This window comes from Spirosoma lacussanchae (assembly GCF_005870035.1).
GTDB lineage: Bacteria > Bacteroidota > Bacteroidia > Cytophagales > Spirosomataceae > Spirosoma > Spirosoma lacussanchae.
Genome location: NZ_SWJG01000001.1, coordinates 2472754 through 2488967, shown reverse-complemented (window position 1 = coordinate 2488967; position 16214 = coordinate 2472754). Strand labels below are relative to the sequence as shown.

General features: G+C 55.6%; 17 protein-coding genes. 8 read left to right on the top strand and 9 right to left on the bottom strand.

The annotated features are described in order from the left end of the window. The first annotated feature begins 39 nt into the window (after positions 1-39). From truA to FBR45_RS10280, 4 genes are all read left to right on the top strand, one after another. The gene (gene truA / locus FBR45_RS10295; protein WP_077920997.1) at positions 40-807 is read left to right on the top strand and encodes a tRNA pseudouridine(38-40) synthase TruA; all 768 of its coding nucleotides are present in this window, start codon (positions 40-42) and stop codon (positions 805-807) included. Between the two features lie 112 nt (positions 808-919). After that, positions 920-1525, top strand: a complete 606-nt coding sequence (locus tag FBR45_RS10290; RefSeq protein ID WP_138501728.1) for a nucleotidyltransferase family protein — start codon at positions 920-922, stop codon at positions 1523-1525. 69 nt (positions 1526-1594) lie between these two features. Then, positions 1595-2185 (top strand): DinB family protein, encoded by a 591-nt coding sequence (locus tag FBR45_RS10285; protein WP_138501725.1) that lies wholly within the window; start codon positions 1595-1597, stop codon positions 2183-2185. Beyond that, positions 2185-4506 (top strand): glycoside hydrolase family 65 protein, encoded by a 2322-nt coding sequence (locus FBR45_RS10280; RefSeq protein WP_138501723.1) that lies wholly within the window; start codon positions 2185-2187, stop codon positions 4504-4506. Before FBR45_RS10285 ends, FBR45_RS10280 begins: the two co-directional genes overlap by 1 nt. 131 nt (positions 4507-4637) lie before the next feature. Here FBR45_RS10280 and FBR45_RS10275 read toward each other — a convergent pair whose 3' ends face one another. Then, entirely contained in the window at positions 4638-5177 is a 540-nt protein-coding gene (locus FBR45_RS10275; RefSeq protein WP_138501721.1) for a DUF3828 domain-containing protein, read from the bottom strand. Positions 5178-5321: 144 nt separating this feature from the next. On the opposite strand from FBR45_RS10275, the gene FBR45_RS10270 reads away from it, so the two are divergent. Next, positions 5322-5987, top strand: coding sequence for a class I SAM-dependent methyltransferase (locus tag FBR45_RS10270; protein WP_138501719.1), 666 nt, complete (start codon positions 5322-5324; stop codon positions 5985-5987). Positions 5988-5992: 5 nt separating this feature from the next. On the opposite strand, the gene FBR45_RS10265 is transcribed toward FBR45_RS10270, so the two are convergent. The 3 genes from FBR45_RS10265 to FBR45_RS10255 are packed head-to-tail and all read right to left on the bottom strand — an operon-like array spanning position 5993 to position 8377. Beyond that, entirely contained in the window at positions 5993-6745 is a 753-nt protein-coding gene (locus tag FBR45_RS10265; RefSeq protein ID WP_138501717.1) for a hypothetical protein, read from the bottom strand. A 26-nt stretch (positions 6746-6771) separates the two neighbouring features. After that, positions 6772-7851: an AMP-binding protein gene (locus FBR45_RS10260; protein WP_138501715.1), complete on the bottom strand. Its 1080-nt coding sequence runs from the start codon at positions 7849-7851 to the stop codon at positions 6772-6774. A 58-nt stretch (positions 7852-7909) separates the two neighbouring features. After that, positions 7910-8377 (bottom strand): QcrA and Rieske domain-containing protein, encoded by a 468-nt coding sequence (locus FBR45_RS10255; RefSeq protein ID WP_138501713.1) that lies wholly within the window; start codon positions 8375-8377, stop codon positions 7910-7912. 116 nt (positions 8378-8493) lie between these two features. Here FBR45_RS10255 and FBR45_RS10250 point away from each other — a divergent pair, with 116 nt between their 5' ends. After that, the gene (locus tag FBR45_RS10250) at positions 8494-8952 is read left to right on the top strand and encodes a DUF2452 domain-containing protein (protein ID WP_077920989.1); all 459 of its coding nucleotides are present in this window, start codon (positions 8494-8496) and stop codon (positions 8950-8952) included. Positions 8953-8973: 21 nt separating this feature from the next. Further along, positions 8974-9798 (top strand): 1,4-dihydroxy-2-naphthoyl-CoA synthase, encoded by an 825-nt coding sequence (gene menB, locus FBR45_RS10245; protein ID WP_129601681.1) that lies wholly within the window; start codon positions 8974-8976, stop codon positions 9796-9798. Positions 9799-9930: 132 nt separating this feature from the next. On the opposite strand, the gene FBR45_RS10240 is transcribed toward menB, so the two are convergent. Genes FBR45_RS10240 through FBR45_RS10230 form a run of 3 tightly spaced genes read right to left on the bottom strand, consistent with a single transcriptional unit; the run spans position 9931 to position 12865 of the window. Further along, a complete protein-coding gene (locus FBR45_RS10240; protein ID WP_171044864.1) occupies positions 9931-10440 on the bottom strand; it encodes a PPC domain-containing DNA-binding protein in 510 nt (169 codons plus the stop codon). 56 nt (positions 10441-10496) lie between these two features. Beyond that, entirely contained in the window at positions 10497-11504 is a 1008-nt protein-coding gene (locus FBR45_RS10235; RefSeq protein ID WP_138501709.1) for a GRP family sugar transporter, read from the bottom strand. Positions 11505-11548: 44 nt separating this feature from the next. Next, complete coding sequence (locus FBR45_RS10230; RefSeq protein WP_138501707.1) at positions 11549-12865, bottom strand: sensor histidine kinase; 1317 nt, start codon at positions 12863-12865, stop codon at positions 11549-11551. A 342-nt stretch (positions 12866-13207) separates the two neighbouring features. Between FBR45_RS10230 and FBR45_RS10225 the strand changes: the two genes are divergently transcribed. Continuing rightward, entirely contained in the window at positions 13208-14524 is a 1317-nt protein-coding gene (locus FBR45_RS10225; protein WP_138501706.1) for an aminotransferase class V-fold PLP-dependent enzyme, read from the top strand. Here FBR45_RS10225 and FBR45_RS10220 read toward each other — a convergent pair. Next, a complete protein-coding gene (locus tag FBR45_RS10220; RefSeq protein WP_138501704.1) occupies positions 14487-15560 on the bottom strand; it encodes a hypothetical protein in 1074 nt (357 codons plus the stop codon). The two genes, FBR45_RS10225 and FBR45_RS10220, sit on opposite strands and share 38 nt — an antisense overlap. Further along, complete coding sequence (locus FBR45_RS10215) at positions 15560-16198, bottom strand: ABC transporter ATP-binding protein (RefSeq protein WP_138501703.1); 639 nt, start codon at positions 16196-16198, stop codon at positions 15560-15562. The genes FBR45_RS10220 and FBR45_RS10215 overlap by 1 nt, the downstream gene beginning before the upstream one ends. Between the last annotated feature and the right edge of the window lie 16 nt (positions 16199-16214).

The window sequence follows — 16214 nt, the reverse complement described above, 5'->3', positions numbered from 1 at the left end:
AGACGGAACTTTGGTCCGCAAAACACCCACAATTCCTGCATGCGTTATTTCCTTGAACTGGCCTACCGGGGCACCAACTACCACGGCTGGCAACGGCAACCGAACGGACTGAGTGTACAGGAGGTGCTCGAAACGGCCCTGACAACGATTATCCGGCAACCCATCGGCATTGTCGGCAGTGGCCGAACCGATGCGGGCGTTCACGCAGCCCAGCAGTTTGCGCACTTCGAACTCGAATCGCCCCTGCCCGCCCATCTGCTTCGTTCGGTCAATAAATTGATTCCAAGCGATATTGTCGTCTATGATTGCTTTCCGGTAGGTCCGCGCGATCATGCGCGCTATACCGCTACGTATCGCTATTACCAGTACAGCATAATCCGGCGTAAAGATCCATTTCGCGATGGGCTGGCCTGCGTGTTCTTTCTGCCGCTTAACGTTGACCGGATGAACGAGGCCGCCAGTCGGCTGCTGCTGCATACCGACTTTCAGAGTTTCAGTAAGGTAAAGACGGACGTAAAAACCTTTAACTGCCGAATTGACTTTGCGTACTGGAAGCGCCAGAACAACGACGAGCTGATGTTTCATATTCGTGCGGATCGATTTCTTCGGGGTATGGTACGGGCTATTGTCGGTACGCTGCTGATGGTGGGGCAGGAGCGGATGAGTGTCGATGAATTTGAGCAGATCATCCTGGCCCGCGATCGTCAGGCCGCCGGGCGGGCAGCTCCGGCCGAGGGACTGTCGCTGGTCGAAGTGGGCTACCCGGCCGAGGTGTTTGCGCAACGGCAGAACCGACCCACCGTATAGGGTGTTTACCTCGCAGAACTGAATCAGTTCAGACGTCATGGACGAGCCGCTGACGTGTATTCACCATGGAATGTCGGGAAAAGGCAGCTAACTCCATGAAACAAAAAGCATCTTGAAAATCGGAACTATAATTCTGGCCGCCGGCGATTCGTCGCGGATGGGCGGAGAACCGAAGCAACTGCTGACATATAAAGGCCAGTCGTTGATTCGGCGCGTAACAGAAACGGCGCTGGCGCTACAGCGTGGGCCCGTTGTGGTCGTACTGGGGGCTAATCGCGAACGGATCGTGCCGGAGCTGCAGGGCTTACCGGTCACGCTGGTCGATAACGCCAGCTGGCCAACCGGACAGGCTTCGTCACTCAAAACGGGCCTGGCTGCTTTGTATATTACTCATAAAGATATTGACCGAGTGCTGGTGCTGCATACGGACCAGCCGCTGGTGTCGCTGGGCTTGTTGCTGCATATGGTCGAAGTCGGCAAAGACGATCAGAAAGGTATCATTGCCTGTCGGTACGATACCCAGCTGAGCGTACCGGCCCTGTTCAGCCGCGACTACATCAGCGATCTGCTTGGTCTTGAGGGAGATAAAGGGGTAAAATGGGTCATCGGTAAACACCGGGACGACTGTTCGGAAGTGCCCTTCGAGGCTGGAGCCATCGACCTTGACTCCCGCCGGGATATTGAATTTTTTCATCAGGTATTGGCACAGGTCCAATGACATCCGTATAATTGAGCCCGACTCATCGGAGTCGGGCTTTTTCTATGTTGCCCCACGGAACCGGTACTCATGCAAAAACTCGCTACTGCCCGTACGCTGCAAACGCGGCTGACAACCATCCTGAAGACCGTCGAGAGCGAATTCGGGCACCTGTCTGACGAGCAGCTCCGCTGGAAACCGGCTCCCCGTTCGTGGAGCATCATCGAATGTCTGCAGCACCTTAACCTGGCCGAACGGTATTACATCCGCAACCTCCAGCACAAAGTCGATCAGCTGGGTCTCGTGCAAACGATGCCGACCGATCAGACCCTGGCGTCTGATCGGGTAGGGCGGACCCTGAACTGGATTGTCAACCCCGAAACCAAACTGAAATTTCCGGCGCCGGGAATTATCAAACCCCGGTCGTCTGTCGATCTGCATCCGGCCAACGTGCTGGCTCAGTTTCTGGAAATTCAGTACCTGCTTCGCGAACTGCTCGATAAAGCCGTTTACCTCGACTGGAACGCCGACAAGCTGACCACTATTTTCGGTAACTGGCTCAAAATCCGGGTTGGCGACGCCCTGCAAATGCTGGTATCGCATTCAGAGCGGCATCTGAACCAGGCCATGCGCGTAAAGAAGGAAATGGATACCTTTGCGGCTACGAACAATAACCTCTAATGAAACAATACATTACACAGGACCCCTGGTCCATTGTCGAAACCGATTTCCACCGAGACTATAATGAAATCACCGAGAGTCTGATGAGCCTGGGCAACGGCCGGCTCGGACAACGGGGTAATTTCGAGGAGAAGTTTACCGGTAAAACCCTGCAGGGTAATTACGTGGCCGGAGTGTATTACCCGGATAAAACCCGCGTAGGCTGGTGGAAAAACGGCTATCCCGAGTATTTCGCCAAAGTACTCAATGCGGCCAACTGGGCCGGTATTGATATCGATATCGAGTACGAGAGCCTCGACCTGGCCACCTGCGAGGTGCGCGATTTCCGGCGTGAGCTGAATATGCGGGAAGGGTACCTCGAACGGTCATTTGTGGCGGTGCTGAGAAGTGGGAAAGAGGTAAAGGTTAATGCCAAACGCTTCTGTTCCATCGTTGATGACGACGCCGGTGCCATCCGCTACAGCCTGACCCCGCTCAACTTCGACGCCAAGATCACCGTAACGCCTTACATTGATGGGGCTATCCGGAACCGGGATGCGAACTACGATGAGACCTTCTGGGACGAAGTGCGCAAGGAAACGGGCTATGGCGAAGCCTATATTGAGCTGCGAACCCGGAAAACCGGATTCCATGTCACGACCGGCATGTGCGTGGAAATCGAGCAGGACGGTCAGAAAATGGATTACCAGTCGCAGCCGATCAAGTACGAGAAGTACGTGGCCAACCGGATGACCCTCGACTGTCAGCAGGGCCAGGAAACGGTTATCTATAAATACGCCGTGAACCTGTCCTCGCTCAACCACGACTCCGATGAGCTGATGCGCCTGGCTCACGAGGCCATTGCCCGCGTATCCCGCAAAGGGTTCGAACGGATGCTGTTCGAACAGAAGCAGGCGTGGGCCGACAAGTGGAAAATGAACGATATCGTCATTGACGGCGACGTAGCCGCCCAGCAGGGAATCCGGTTTAATATTTTTCAGCTGAACCAGACCTACACCGGAGAGGACGAACGACTCAATATCGGTCCTAAAGGGTTTACCGGCGAAAAATACGGGGGGAGCACGTACTGGGATACCGAAGCGTACTGTCTGCCCTTTTACCTGGCTACTGCCGATCAGAAAGTAGCCCGTAATTTGCTGATATACCGGTACAAACATCTGCAGAGAGCCATCGAGAATGCGCGTAAACTGGGCTTCCGGGCCGGGGCTGCGCTCTACCCGATGGTGACGATGAACGGCGAAGAATGCCACAACGAATGGGAAATCACCTTCGAGGAAATTCATCGAAACGGGGCCATTGCCTACGCCATCTATGATTACGTGCGGTATACGGGCGATGAATCGTACCTGACCGATTACGGCCTGGAAGTCCTGATTGCCATTAGCCGGTTTTGGAGCCAGCGGGTGAACTGGTCGGCCGCCAAAAAGCAGTATGTCATGCTGGGCGTTACCGGACCAAATGAGTACGAAAACAACGTCAACAACAACTGGTACACCAACTACATTGCGGCCTGGACGCTGCGGTACACCATCGAAGCGGTTGGCAAAGTAAAGGCGTTGAACCCCGACAAATACGCTGATCTGTGTGAGCGCATCCACTTCCGCGAAGAAAAGGAAGTTCAGAATGCCCAGCATATCATCGATAACATGCACTTTCCGTACGATCCCGAACGGCAGGTTTTTCTCCAGCAGAGCGACTTCCTCGACAAGGACCTTATGCCGGTGTCGGATATTCCTAAAGGCCAGCGTCCATTGAACCAGAACTGGTCCTGGGACCGGATTCTGCGGTCGTGTTTTATCAAACAGGCCGACGTACTGCAGGGGCTCTATTTCTTTGAGGATGAATTCGATACCGACACGCTCCGCCGAAACTACGCGTTTTATGAACCCATGACGGTTCATGAATCATCGCTCTCGCCCTGCGTACACAGCATTCAGGCGTCGAAGCTGGGTATGAAAGAAAAAGCCTACGAAATGTACCTGCGTACGGCCCGTCTCGACCTCGACGATTATAATAACGATACCGAGGATGGCTGTCATATTACAAGTATGGCCGGAACCTGGCTGGCGGTGGTGAAAGGCTTCGGCGGTATGCGGGTCGATGCCGAGGGTCTATCGTTCAGCCCGTACTGTCCGGAAAACTGGCAGGGGCTGGCGTTCAAAATTCGGTACCGGGGAGCCTTGTTACAGATCACCACCACCCAGCAGGATGTAACGGTACAGAATTTTTCTGTGCAACCCGTTACGCTGCGGGTGCACGGCGAAACGGTGACCGTTGCGGGTGAAAATAAGCAGACGATAGCAATGCCAGTACTGGCGTAAACGGGGTTTGGCCCGCGGGCGCGACTTTTGTTTTACTAATTACCCAGCCAAAAGGCCCATCAGACTGCTGTTTGATGGGCCTTTTGCATCTATGCTGTTCCGCTTGTGGCCGGAACAGACAACTCGCCATGTCAGGGCGTTTCCTCGTCCGGGCCGCTGAGTAACTGATACAGCTGGCTGCCGTCGGGGTATATGATATCCGCAATTCGCCACTTGCCCCGCAGCTGGATCATGCGGCACCGGATTTCCTGTTGCTCACCAAAATTTTCGAAGGTAACCCGTACTTCGGTGGCCCCATCCCGCTCGGCAGCCGGATGAACGCTGAACTTTTTGATGTCGATATCCTGCGCATTATACAATGGATCGGCGTCAAGCATGCTTTCGCCTGCTTCAGTAGTTGTCATATCGGCCCAGATCAGGTCAGCCAGCTCCCGCTCAAAATACCGGCCCAGCAGCGGCCTGTCGTCAGTTTGGAAAAACGGTCCATTGCCCGCGTCATGCTGCCTGTACAACTCCTGGACAAGTGCGTCGGGTGTCGACGTTTTTTTTACCCGGGGAGCCGCAACGGGCGATGCCTGATCGGGGGGGGTATCCTGCTGAGTTTCCCGGATCGTACAGGCATTCATGCCTGCCAATAAGCCGATGATAAGCAGTAGCTTCGTAGCGTGCATGGGGTATAGGCAGCGTGGCGTTTCGGGTAAAGCTACAGATTATTATGGTAAACACTTTTTGCACAGTTACTTAATGGTAGTTTTGAGTGCCTGGGCAGATCAATGTGGCTGCCAGTGGGCTCATCAACGAACATAAAACCTCTCATGAGATTTGACTGGATTGAACCGGTGTACGATATACTGGCGAAGATTGTTTTTGGGTCACGGCTACAGCGGGCTCAACTCCATTTTATCGATCAGATTCAACACCAGCATACGACCCGCGAACCAGCCGACCTACCCATCCTGTCGGCGCCGGTTTCGGTACTGCTCCTTGGGGGCGGAACGGGCTGGCTGCTGCAACAGATCTTACAGCAATGCCAACCCGTTCGGGTGTTGTACCTGGAAGCATCGGGCCGGATGTTGGCCCGGGCCACCCGCCGTATCCTGCATCAACCGTTCTCCATTGAGGTCCGATTCCAGATGGGTGACGAGCAGGCGATTCCGGCAGATGAGCAGTTCGACGTGATTATCACCCCGTTCGTTCTCGACCTGTTTACCAGGGCTACCCTCCAGCGCCGAATGATACCGCGCTTACTGGAAGCGCTCCGGCCGGGGGGTATATGGCTGGTAACGGATTTTGTGCCCGCTCAGGTCTGGTGGCAGCGGGTGTTGCTATGGAGCATGATCCGGTTTTTCAGGCTAACCGCCGGCATAGAAGCCCGTCAACTACCCGACTGGCAGCTACTGATGAGCCAGGCCGGGCTAGTTTGTCGAGATCGACAGGCAGCCGTGGGAGGAATGGTGTCGGCGGAGGTGTGGGAGCGGTAGGAAGTTTACAGGTGTTCCAGGGTTTCGCTGACCTCCGTATAATCGGTAATATCGTACCAATCGTCAGTGCCCAGGTTCAGCCAGCGCCCATCGGTTCTGGGGCGTTTGATTTGGGCCTCAGCCGGGTCGTAATCATAGGCATAAACGGTGCTCATAACCCGCTGCAGGGTGGACCAGGGCAAGGTTCGGGTCCGTTCGCGCCGGTCCTGTAGGGTCAGAATCTGAACATTTCGGGCTACAAACGAGGCTGTCATGCGCAGCTCCATACCCTCTTGTCGACCGTTGATCCGCAGGTAGGTAAGCTCAAAAGGCCGTTCGCGCCCGATCGATTCGTAAGCGGCCTGAATCAGTTCCTGAACCAGATACTGCCAATCGTCGGGACTGCTGTTAGACCGCTGGTCCGGACGACCCTGGCGCACCGGGCCCCCTGTGGGTTCGAGTTTTATATCCCAGAAATCGTCGTCTTCGCCCAGCTGCTCTTCGTCCACGCGCTGTAGCTTGGTTTTTTCTGCCAGCGAAATCAGAGTTTGTCGCCAGGTTTGCGGCAGGCGCCCTGTCCAGCTAAAATCGTCGTCGCGGGTGTAGCCCTCGGCAATCAGCTCGTCCTCGTCGATATCATCGCGGTCGGGGTAGGTAATCGCCAGGTCGACGCCAATTTCGCCCACGAGTGGTGTAAGCGTCAGGGTATAAAAATAAGCGTAGGGCGCCGGTAACGAACGGGCCGTCTGGTAGCGAATCTGAATAGACGTAAACGACATGGGTGCAAAGTAGTTGGCCCGCCATCTTACAGGATACGGGCAATGGTGGCCTGCCGATCTAGTTTACCGGTGGGCGTTTCGGCAAAGTTGGCAACAATACGCCATTCTTTTGGTACGGCATACGGTCCAATAGCAGTTCGGATGGCCAGTTGAAGGGGTTCCCAGTGCAAAGGCCAGTCCGGGAACGGTTCACTGACGAGCGTTAGCCGCTGCCCGAGCCGCTCATCGGGTACGCCCGCAACAAATAAACGGGGCACGGGTCCCGATTTGGCCAATACCTCCTGAATCAGGCGTTCAACAGGCTCAGGTTGTATTTTTACGCCACCCGTATTGATGATGGTATCGGCGCGGCCCAGCAGCCGGAACCGATTATTGGGCAGTAGTGTAACGACGTCGTTAGTCTGAATGCACTGCTGGTTGGTGGCCGCCGATGTAATGTGCAGACAGCCCCGCTCATCGGTGCCCAGCGTTACCCCGTCAAGAGCCGTAAACCAGTCGCTCCGTTCCGGACCATTCAGTCGCCGGAGGGCTATGTGCGAAACGGTCTCGGTCATGCCGTAGGTGGCGTAAACGGGGGCACGAATGGCTTGTATAGCCTCTTCCTGAGCCGGGCTGGTAGCGGCACCACCTACCAGAATTGCTTTCATCGAATTGAGCAGGTCAACTTGCGCAGACTGCCCCGTATCCGGATCGATGGTGTCCAGGATGGTCTGTAGCTGTAGCGGAACCAGAGCCGTAAAGGCAAACCGGTTTGCAGGGACATGGAAACCGGCCAGGGGATTGCTGACAGGTTCGATGATTGTCATGGGCAACCCCAGTTCGAGGCCCCGAACGAGCATCATGACCCCAGCCACATACCGGATGTTCAGACAAACCAGGGCCGGATCACCGGGTTGCAGCTCCAGGGTTTGGCCGGTAAGCTGAGCGCTGGCTTTCATCTGGGCGCGCGTAAGCCGGATCGGTTTAGGCGTACCGGTCGAGCCGGAGGTGTGTAGGGTAAACTCGTCCTGACCACCCAACCAGGCCGTGCAAAAAGCCAGCGCTTCGGCTTCGTAGGGGGTATGTGCGTCCGGCCAGGTAGCCGGATCGGGGAACGCAAGCACCATAGAATCAGGGAGCAGCGTACCAGGAATCTCCCCGGCAGAGACCGCCTGGCTAACAGAATTACTCGAATACCCGAACCGTACGGGCGATCAGGTCGGGAGTTACTTTGTATTGTTTGAGCGGCAGCGAAGCCGGGCCAACCAGCACCTTGCCGCTGGTATCGAAACGGGACAGGTGCAGGGGGCAGTAAAACTGATCGCTGGCCGACTTGAACGTCAGCTTCGTACCGGCATGCGTACACTCGGCCGATACGGCTACGAAGTTGCCGTCTTTGGTTCGGGCTACAATGACATCGTTGGCAATGACATAGCCGCCGTTCACGTTTAGATTTTCGTTGTTTTTATCGTCCAGGCGAAGGGTGAAATCCAGCTTTTCGGTGGCGGGGCGGATGGGGTCGTCATTACCCTGAGCCGCGCAGCCGGCCAGGCAGCGATTCAGCAGGATAGCGCCGATGCCGGTGCCCACCAGCCGAAAGAAATGTTGTCTGTCGATCGGTCGTTTATCCGGAGCCAGTGAGCTGGTTTGCATGGTGTTTTGTTGTACTTTTGCGGCCGTAAGCCGGGTTTTTGGCGAAAATACGCAATATTTCTGTCATTCCACGACAGCGAACAAAGTCGTTCGCCGGGCGGTTATCCCAAGTACATATGGAAGAAGCGAAAGTAATCATCAATCCGATTTCGCCGGATAAAGTAGCCGAATCACCGGGCCTCCTGGCATATGCTCATACGGCGGGCGGTGCCGTCATCCGCCCTGAAGATAAAGGTAAGATTACGGGACGGGCCGTATCGGCCATGCGCGAGCAGACGGACATGCAGCTCAGCCAGCTCTATAAACAGATGCAGCTGCTGGCCGACCAGGCTACGGCCATTCGTCACCGCGTCGAAGTGTCTGAGCGGATCTATGCGGCCCAGATGAATTTTGAGCCGGTAGTTGGGCATACGTACTACTTCTACACCCGCCGTAACGGAACGGATGTGCTGTCGATGATCGGCCCGACGGAATGGGGACGAACGTTTCCGTTCGAGCGCTGCCTGGCCACCGTTCGTATGATGGCTGATCATACGTGGGATGTTCAGTATCATGATGTTTCATATAATGAGTAGCTCTTACTCAACCCCTGCACTATGCAAAGCAATTTCCCCTGGGAACCCATAAAAGAATATCAGGAGATTCTGTTCTCGTATTACGACGGTATCGCCAAAATCAGCATCAACCGTCCGCATAAGCGTAATGCTTTTACGCCCCTAACGGTCAAAGAAATGTCGGAAGCTATGGAACTGGCCCGGCAGGATGAACGGGTGGGGGTCGTTATCCTCACCGGCGAAGGGGGCGAAGCGTTCTGCTCGGGGGGAGACCAGTCGATCCGGGGCCATGGTGGCTATATTGGCGACGATCAGGTGCCCCGACTCAACGTGCTGGACCTCCAGATGCAGATTCGGCGGATACCCAAACCCGTTGTGGCTATGGTGGCCGGCTATGCCATTGGGGGCGGTCACGTGCTGCACGTAGTCTGTGACCTGAGCATCGCGGCCGACAATGCCCGCTTTGGGCAGACCGGTCCTAAAGTCGGCTCGTTCGACGGTGGGTTTGGCGCCAGTTACCTGGCTCGGGTTGTGGGTCAGAAAAAAGCCCGCGAGATCTGGTTCCTCTGCGATCAGTACAATGCGCAGGAAGCGCTGGACATGGGGCTGGTCAACAAGGTGGTCCCCCTCGATCAGCTGGAAGAGACGACCGTGGCCTGGTGCCGAAAAATGCTTGAGAAAAGCCCTATTGCCTTACGAATGCTGAAAGCGTCGTTCAATGCCGAACTGGATGGGCAGGCGGGTATTCAGCAGCTGGCCGGTGATGCCACGCTCCTGTACTACCTGTCTGACGAAGCCAAAGAAGGAAAAGACGCTTTCCTCGAAAAGCGCAAGCCCGACTTCAGTAAGTTTCCAAAATTCCCATAACGGAAGCAACTGGTATAAGAAGGCGACGGATCAATGGCAAACAGGCTGTTGATCCGTCGCCTTTTTTAGGTGTCGACAGAGCAGAGCGGGCGCAAAGGGGCAGGCCGGGCATACGTTGCCCTGACTAACCAGCTAGCGGTTGGGGATTTGTAAAACGGCTGCTCCTGTTTTGGGGTCGATCTCCCGAACGAGCCGATCCGGGTGCCGGATAATCGTGATTTCTACCGATCCTGTGCCCACCTCCAGGGCCAGAATGTGCCCTCCAGTTGTTCTGAACTCCTTGTCGGCAACCACACCATGCAGATGAAGGGCCGGTTTGTTGTCTTGCCAGGCAATACTTCCCGTTAGGCTAACTAGCTCGGTGTCGCGCAACGCCTTCGGATCGTAGGTTTTGGTAGCTGCGTTCCAGAAGCCGAACGTCGGATGAACAAAACCCAGACCGGTAATACTGGCGCTGGGAATAGCCTCCTGCTGGGTAAGCTGTTCTAGTTCCTGAAGCACATTGTCGCCCTGCTGTAATACCATCAGGTAGCCCGTTGGCGTAGTAATGTAATTTCGGGTTGCTTTTTTGGCTGGTTGCGCCTGTCCTGCGCTGACAAAAACAGTGCAGAACGCCAGTAGTATAAATAAGGAGATACGCATGACGGGGTCGATAAAGTGAAATGAAATACCGTTGGTTTGTTCATTACCCTTTCCGATCAGGAGCGGGCCAGGATAATCAGGACAAGGCCAGCTGCGTACGCACCGCCCATGAGCCATAAGTATCGATTGGCTGTCGACGGAGCATCGTTGAACTCGTGCCAGGCGAGTAGGCCCCACAGAACCGATACAACGGTAGCCCCCTGGCTAAGCCCGTACGAGACCGCGTCGCCGGCCTGTTTGGACCCGAGCAGGAGGGCAATCATGCCGATTGCCCAAATGAAACCACCCCCAATGCCAGCCAGGTGGATACGGAAGGGCGTTTGCCCGTATGTCGGCTGGCCCGATTCGTCGGTCAGGATGAACCGGCGAACCAGGTATTCGACCAGTGGGTTGCTGATGAGGATACCAAGGGCAAAAAACAGCAAGCCTGTATACGGGGTGAGCAAACCGGGTTCGGGCGATGTATGGTCGGTAACCAGCGCACTCGATATCAGCCGAAAAAAGAAGCCTGCAACCAGTCCGCCCGCCAGCGCAATCCAGATTCCGCGGGTGTCGTTGGGTGTTTTTCCGGTATCGGCCTTTTTCTGCTTTTGCTGATAGGCGAGTGCACTGAACACCATAGCTACCAGTATAGATGCCCCGCCCAGAGCCAGCAACCAGACGCTTCCCTGTGGTTCGGCGAGGTAGTTGACAACCAGCCCAATAGCCAGGGATAAGCCCGTTCCAACCGGCATCGCAATCGATATGCCAGCTATACTTATGCCGACTGTCAGTAGGGTGTTGCCAATGTTGAAAACCAGCCCGCCCGCCACCGCCAGCAGCAGGGCCTTTGTCGTTGCCTGGCTCATATCGTCGAACAGCGACCTGCCCTCCTCGCCGAAACGACCCAGCGTAAGTCCTACGGCCAGGGCAGTCAGGAAAATGCCGTACACGTAGTCCCGATAAAAGACGTAAAGCGGGGCTGACTGGGTGACGTATTTCTGGGCATTTGACCAGGAGCCCCAGAGCAGCATGGTCAGCAGGCAAAGAATGACCGCAACGGTTGGTTGGTTCGTGCTAAACATGGGCTGTAAAGAATGGTGGACTAAACTACGACGCGGGTTCCCAGTTAATCGAACTGCTGTATGAGCATCCGCACCCGAAACAGGGTGCCGCGCCCCTTGATACTCTCTATTTCCAGACTAGCCCCCACCAGTTCACAGAGTCGCTTAACGATCTGTAAACCAACGCCTTCTCCCTTTTCAGTTGAGCGGGCCATCAGATGGCTCAGGGGTTGCCCGGTCGGAACCTGATGGTCATCGTTGGGGGGCATGGGCGTCGGCTGGCCTTCTTCGGGAGACAGCACGCTGGTTTCTTCGACAGTAGGTTTAAGCTGTTTATGAAACAGCTCCATCAGATCGTCGGGTAGACCCAGGCCCGAATCCTGAACGCTGAATCCCCACCGCCAGTCATTTTCTGCTGACCAGGATATGGACACCATGCCGGGGCGATCCGGGCTGGAGGGGGTGTAGGTTAGCGCATTCAGGACGAGGTTCTGCGCAATCCGGTAAATTTTGACCCGGTCAGACCTGACCTTCAGACTTTCCGGTCCGTCAGCCCGGATGATCAGGCCTCGTTCTGCTGCCATCGGGCTTACGCTGGCAACCAGGTCGCCCAAAAGAGCGGCTGCATCGAACTCTTCCAGTTGCAGGGGTTCCTGACCCGCTTCCAGGCGGGCCAGATCCATCAGGTTCGTCAGCATCGACTGCACATGGGTTAGATTGCGGTTGAGCATATCCATAAACTGCTGCCGTTCTTCCGGGCTCAGATCGTCCATTCGGAGAAAGTAAGCGGCTCCCATGCTTAGCCCCAGTCCACTCCGTAAATCATGGGATGATTTGCGGAGGAGATCGCCACGCTGGCGCGACAGCTCTTCCATCTCGTGCAGGGCCTGCTCCAGGCTCGAAGCCCGGTTGGCAGCCTGGAGCCGCTGTAGTTCGTCGTGTTTGGTGACGCTGCCGCGTATGGTCTCATTCATCAAAACCAGAATCTGCTGCTGGGCCTGTAGTACCAGATCTGGATCAACGTGGGGGAATAATTCCCGAAACAGTTTCAGCTCATTGAATAGGATGAGAGATAGGTGATTCAGCTCCCGCAGCAGTTCTGGCAAGGCCATTGATTTTTGCCATCGATGGAGTCCGTGCGACTTAGCCGCAACAATGGGATCGTTGTCCGGCACTTTGCCCAGCAGCTGTTGCTCAAGAATGTCGAGTATAATCGGCATCAGGTTGTTAAACTCCTCGCGCGCCAGCACCGTGATCTTTCGAAGAGAAGGGTCCGACTCGCAGGCAGAGCGCCAGTTGTTGAGCAGTGTTTCCCGTCGATTGAATAGAAAAGCCGTTAGCTCGGCTATCGCGTTTGGCTGATCAGCAGGGCGTGCGTTCATAGCGTGGAATTCGTCAGGACTACGTGTCGGATCGGTACCAACGAACTGGTGCCGCGACATGTAGTCGTACAGGCAATATTGCCCTTAGTTGACTGCTAAACCCGGCAAAAGGTTTTGCGTTGGTGAGAGACTGGCCATCGGAAGGCTGCCAGGCCGCTGTGCTGGTCAATTATCCTAAACGGTACAATACCGACAGTTGAAGAGTTTCGCGGCTTCAGTAAAATTTGGCATTACTTAAAGAAAGCGATAAGAAATAAGGTGAAGCGTGGTTTTTTACTAGGATATGAACGTAAATATGGTAGTTTTGCCTTAGATCGTTTAGCCTAATTCATCCGGCCTGTTATGTCAACCCGTCGCACTTTTTTTCGTCAGTCGGCCGCTGCGGCCAGCGCTGCGCTTACACTCCCGACGTTCCTCCCCGACACATTTGCCAACCCGATGCCTGCACCCAATACAGCGCTGAAGTCGGCCGCGGAATGGGCTCAGGATGAGGATTTCTGGGCGTGGGTAAAGTCCGAGTACACGGTGTCTCCCAATCTCCTGAATCTGAACAACGGGGGCGTTTGTCCGCAACCAAAAGTTGTGCAGGACGCCCATATCCGGTTCTATCAGTACGCCAACGAAGCGCCATCCTACTACATGTGGCGGATTCTGGATCAGGGCCGTGAAGCCCTCCGCAGCAAACTGGCCGATCTGGCGGGCTGTTCGGCGGAAGAGATCGCCATCAATCGAAACGCTACCGAGGGCCTGAATACGGTTATTTTCGGGTTGAATCTGAAAGCTGGTGATGAGGTAGTGCTTACCAAACAGGACTATCCGAACATGCTCAATGCCTGGAAGCAGCGTGAGAAACGGGACGGTATCAAACTCGTGTACCTGAACCTGGATCTGCCCAGCGAAGATGACGACGCGCTGGCTCAGCAGTACATCCGGGCCTTTACGCCCCGAACCAAAGTGGTTCATGTCACCCATATGATTAACTGGATAGGGCAGGTGATGCCGGTACGGAAAATCGCTGACGAAGCCCACAAACGGGGAATCGAGGTCATTGCCGACGGGGCTCATTCCTTCGCGCTCTTCGATTTCAAAATACCGAACCTGGGGTGCGACTACTTTGCCAGCAGCCTGCACAAATGGTTATGCGCGCCCTTCGGCAGCGGTATGCTCTATGTGCGGCAAAACAAGATCAAAAATGTATGGGCGCTGCTCTCCAACAATGAACCCGACGGCCCCGATATCCGGAAGTTTGAGAGTCTTGGTACGCGTTCGTTTGCGTCAGAAATGGCCATTGGCACCGCCGTCGACTTCCATAACAGCATTGGCTCCGCGCGTAAGTTTGCCCGGGCACACTACCTCAAAAACTACTGGATGGAACGGGTCCGTGAGTTGCCGGGTGTTCATATTCATACGTCGCTCAAACCCGAGTATGCCGGTGCGGTAGCCCTGTTCTCGATCGATGGAATGAAACCCGCCGAGATTGACGGTCAGCTGCTGAACCAGTATAAGATTCATACGGTAGGGATCGAATGGGAAACTATTCATGGGGTTCGGGTAACGCCCCATATCTATCATTCGCCCAAAGATCTGGATCGTCTGGTTGCGGCTATCGAAGCCATTGCCGCTAAACAGCTCCTGGCCGGTAAGCAGAAAAAAAGCTGATACCTGCCGCCCCGAGCCAGCCTATAGCCAGCCAGACGCCAACCGGTATACCGAACATGATGGCTAGCAGACCCAGGATAAAGGCCCAGAACATAGCCGTTTGCCAACGCTCCGGCGAGACCTCGCGCCCGTAGGCCAGCCCATGCACCAGGAGTAGCCATCCCCAGCCGGTCAGCCCGAGCCAGACCATATAATCGATCCCTACTGTGGCGGGCCGGTTTTTGAACAGAAGCAGCAAGTCGGGTAGCCAGATTAACCCGTAGGTCAGCGTATAACGACGCAGCCGATCAAGCCAGGAAAAGGGCATATTGGGCAGCAGGACCAGGTAGCGGTGTTCAAAATCGCTCAGTTGCCGCCCTACCTGCGAATGGGTAATCAGAGCCAGCATCAACCCGATCAGGAGGAGCCGCTCGTCATAATCGTCGGTCGGGTAAAGCCGGCATACGCCCGCCAGCAGTAGCCCGGAAAGTATCTTAGTCAGCAGTAAAGACAAGGGTTCATGCCGAAGCCAGTAGGCCGGGAAGAACAGCCAGTAGGGGAGCCTGACGCTCAGCGTCGGCAGCCGCAGCGAGCCCGCTGGATGATGACAAAGGCGATGGTCGGCCCCGGCAGCGCCAAGAACCAGCAAACAGACTATGGTTAGTAGAATGACCGCAAACGACTCCCAGGCCTGGTAATGAACAGCCCGGGCCAGCATCCAGATCGCGTAACTACCAACTGGAACGAGCAACTGAGCAACCAGTAAAAGCCACAACGACCAGCGAATCCGCACGGGAACGAGCCGGAAGGTCTGAAGAAACAGATGGTCGGGCGCCCCCAGCGCTTTTCTGACAAAGCCGACCGTCCTTAGCGTGTACACCAGCCAGAGAAGTACAACCCCGGCCAGCAGGGCGGGTGAGCCCAGGGTGGCCGTGATCAACGCTTCGTGGTCCATAGGGCGCATAAAACCGAACGCCAGCAGAATCACGACCAGAAAAGTGCCGGCGTTGCGAACGTAGAAAGGCAGGACGAGGGTACGGTAGAGGACGGTGTACATCAGTTTATTACGGGACTGATTGCGCCATTGCCTACCTGCCACATGCTTGTCAATGATAGTCCCGTCAGGCTAATATCCTGGTGTGAGGTCAGACAAAACGAAACCGACTGGCGGGTGTGAAGCTGCCAAATGTATTCGAACAGCCGGGCTGCCGTAGCTACATCGAGCGTTGTGAGTGGCTCATCGAGCAACACCAGAGCAGGCTCGCCGAGCAGGGCCAGCAGCAGCGACAACTTTTTGAGCATGCCGCTGGAGAAAGTACCCGTCGGTTGCGTCCAAAACGAATTCACTCCCAGTAAGTCGGCCAGTTCGTTGACCTGACCTGCCGGTGCCCGTTTGGCTTTGCCTACAAAACCCACCAGATCGCGGGGTGTCAGAAAATCGGGGTAGAGCGGTTCGGCTTCGGCGTAGTTGACTCGCAGCCGATAGGCCACCGGATGGCGGTTGAGGTCATACGTTCCGTTAAGCACGATCTGTCCCGAAAAGGGGAGCAGCCCGGCCACCGTCCGGAAAAAGGTGGTTTTGCCGGAGCCGTTGCTACCCCGAAAGTAATGAATGCCGACGGGTAACCCCAACGACGGTACCGTCAGTACAGGCTGACCCGAGTAGGCTATGCTAAGGTTGGTGACAGTGAGCAAGGAATAAGGGCATTTT

Coding starts and splice junctions, on each gene's coding strand:
- FBR45_RS10280 (WP_138501723.1), top strand. CDS start 2,185: ATGAAACAATACATTACACAGGACCCCTGGTCCATTGTCGAAACCGAT.
- FBR45_RS10235 (WP_138501709.1), bottom strand. CDS start 11,504: ATGTTTAGCACGAACCAACCAACCGTTGCGGTCATTCTTTGCCTGCTG.
- FBR45_RS10270 (WP_138501719.1), top strand. CDS start 5,322: ATGAGATTTGACTGGATTGAACCGGTGTACGATATACTGGCGAAGATT.
- truA (WP_077920997.1), top strand. CDS start 40: ATGCGTTATTTCCTTGAACTGGCCTACCGGGGCACCAACTACCACGGC.
- FBR45_RS10265 (WP_138501717.1), bottom strand. CDS start 6,745: ATGTCGTTTACGTCTATTCAGATTCGCTACCAGACGGCCCGTTCGTTA.
- FBR45_RS10260 (WP_138501715.1), bottom strand. CDS start 7,851: ATGGTGCTTGCGTTCCCCGATCCGGCTACCTGGCCGGACGCACATACC.
- FBR45_RS10250 (WP_077920989.1), top strand. CDS start 8,494: ATGGAAGAAGCGAAAGTAATCATCAATCCGATTTCGCCGGATAAAGTA.
- FBR45_RS10220 (WP_138501704.1), bottom strand. CDS start 15,560: ATGTACACCGTCCTCTACCGTACCCTCGTCCTGCCTTTCTACGTTCGC.
- FBR45_RS10275 (WP_138501721.1), bottom strand. CDS start 5,177: ATGCACGCTACGAAGCTACTGCTTATCATCGGCTTATTGGCAGGCATG.
- FBR45_RS10285 (WP_138501725.1), top strand. CDS start 1,595: ATGCAAAAACTCGCTACTGCCCGTACGCTGCAAACGCGGCTGACAACC.
- menB (WP_129601681.1), top strand. CDS start 8,974: ATGCAAAGCAATTTCCCCTGGGAACCCATAAAAGAATATCAGGAGATT.
- FBR45_RS10255 (WP_138501713.1), bottom strand. CDS start 8,377: ATGCAAACCAGCTCACTGGCTCCGGATAAACGACCGATCGACAGACAA.
- FBR45_RS10230 (WP_138501707.1), bottom strand. CDS start 12,865: ATGAACGCACGCCCTGCTGATCAGCCAAACGCGATAGCCGAGCTAACG.
- FBR45_RS10225 (WP_138501706.1), top strand. CDS start 13,208: ATGTCAACCCGTCGCACTTTTTTTCGTCAGTCGGCCGCTGCGGCCAGC.
- FBR45_RS10240 (WP_171044864.1), bottom strand. CDS start 10,440: ATGCGTATCTCCTTATTTATACTACTGGCGTTCTGCACTGTTTTTGTC.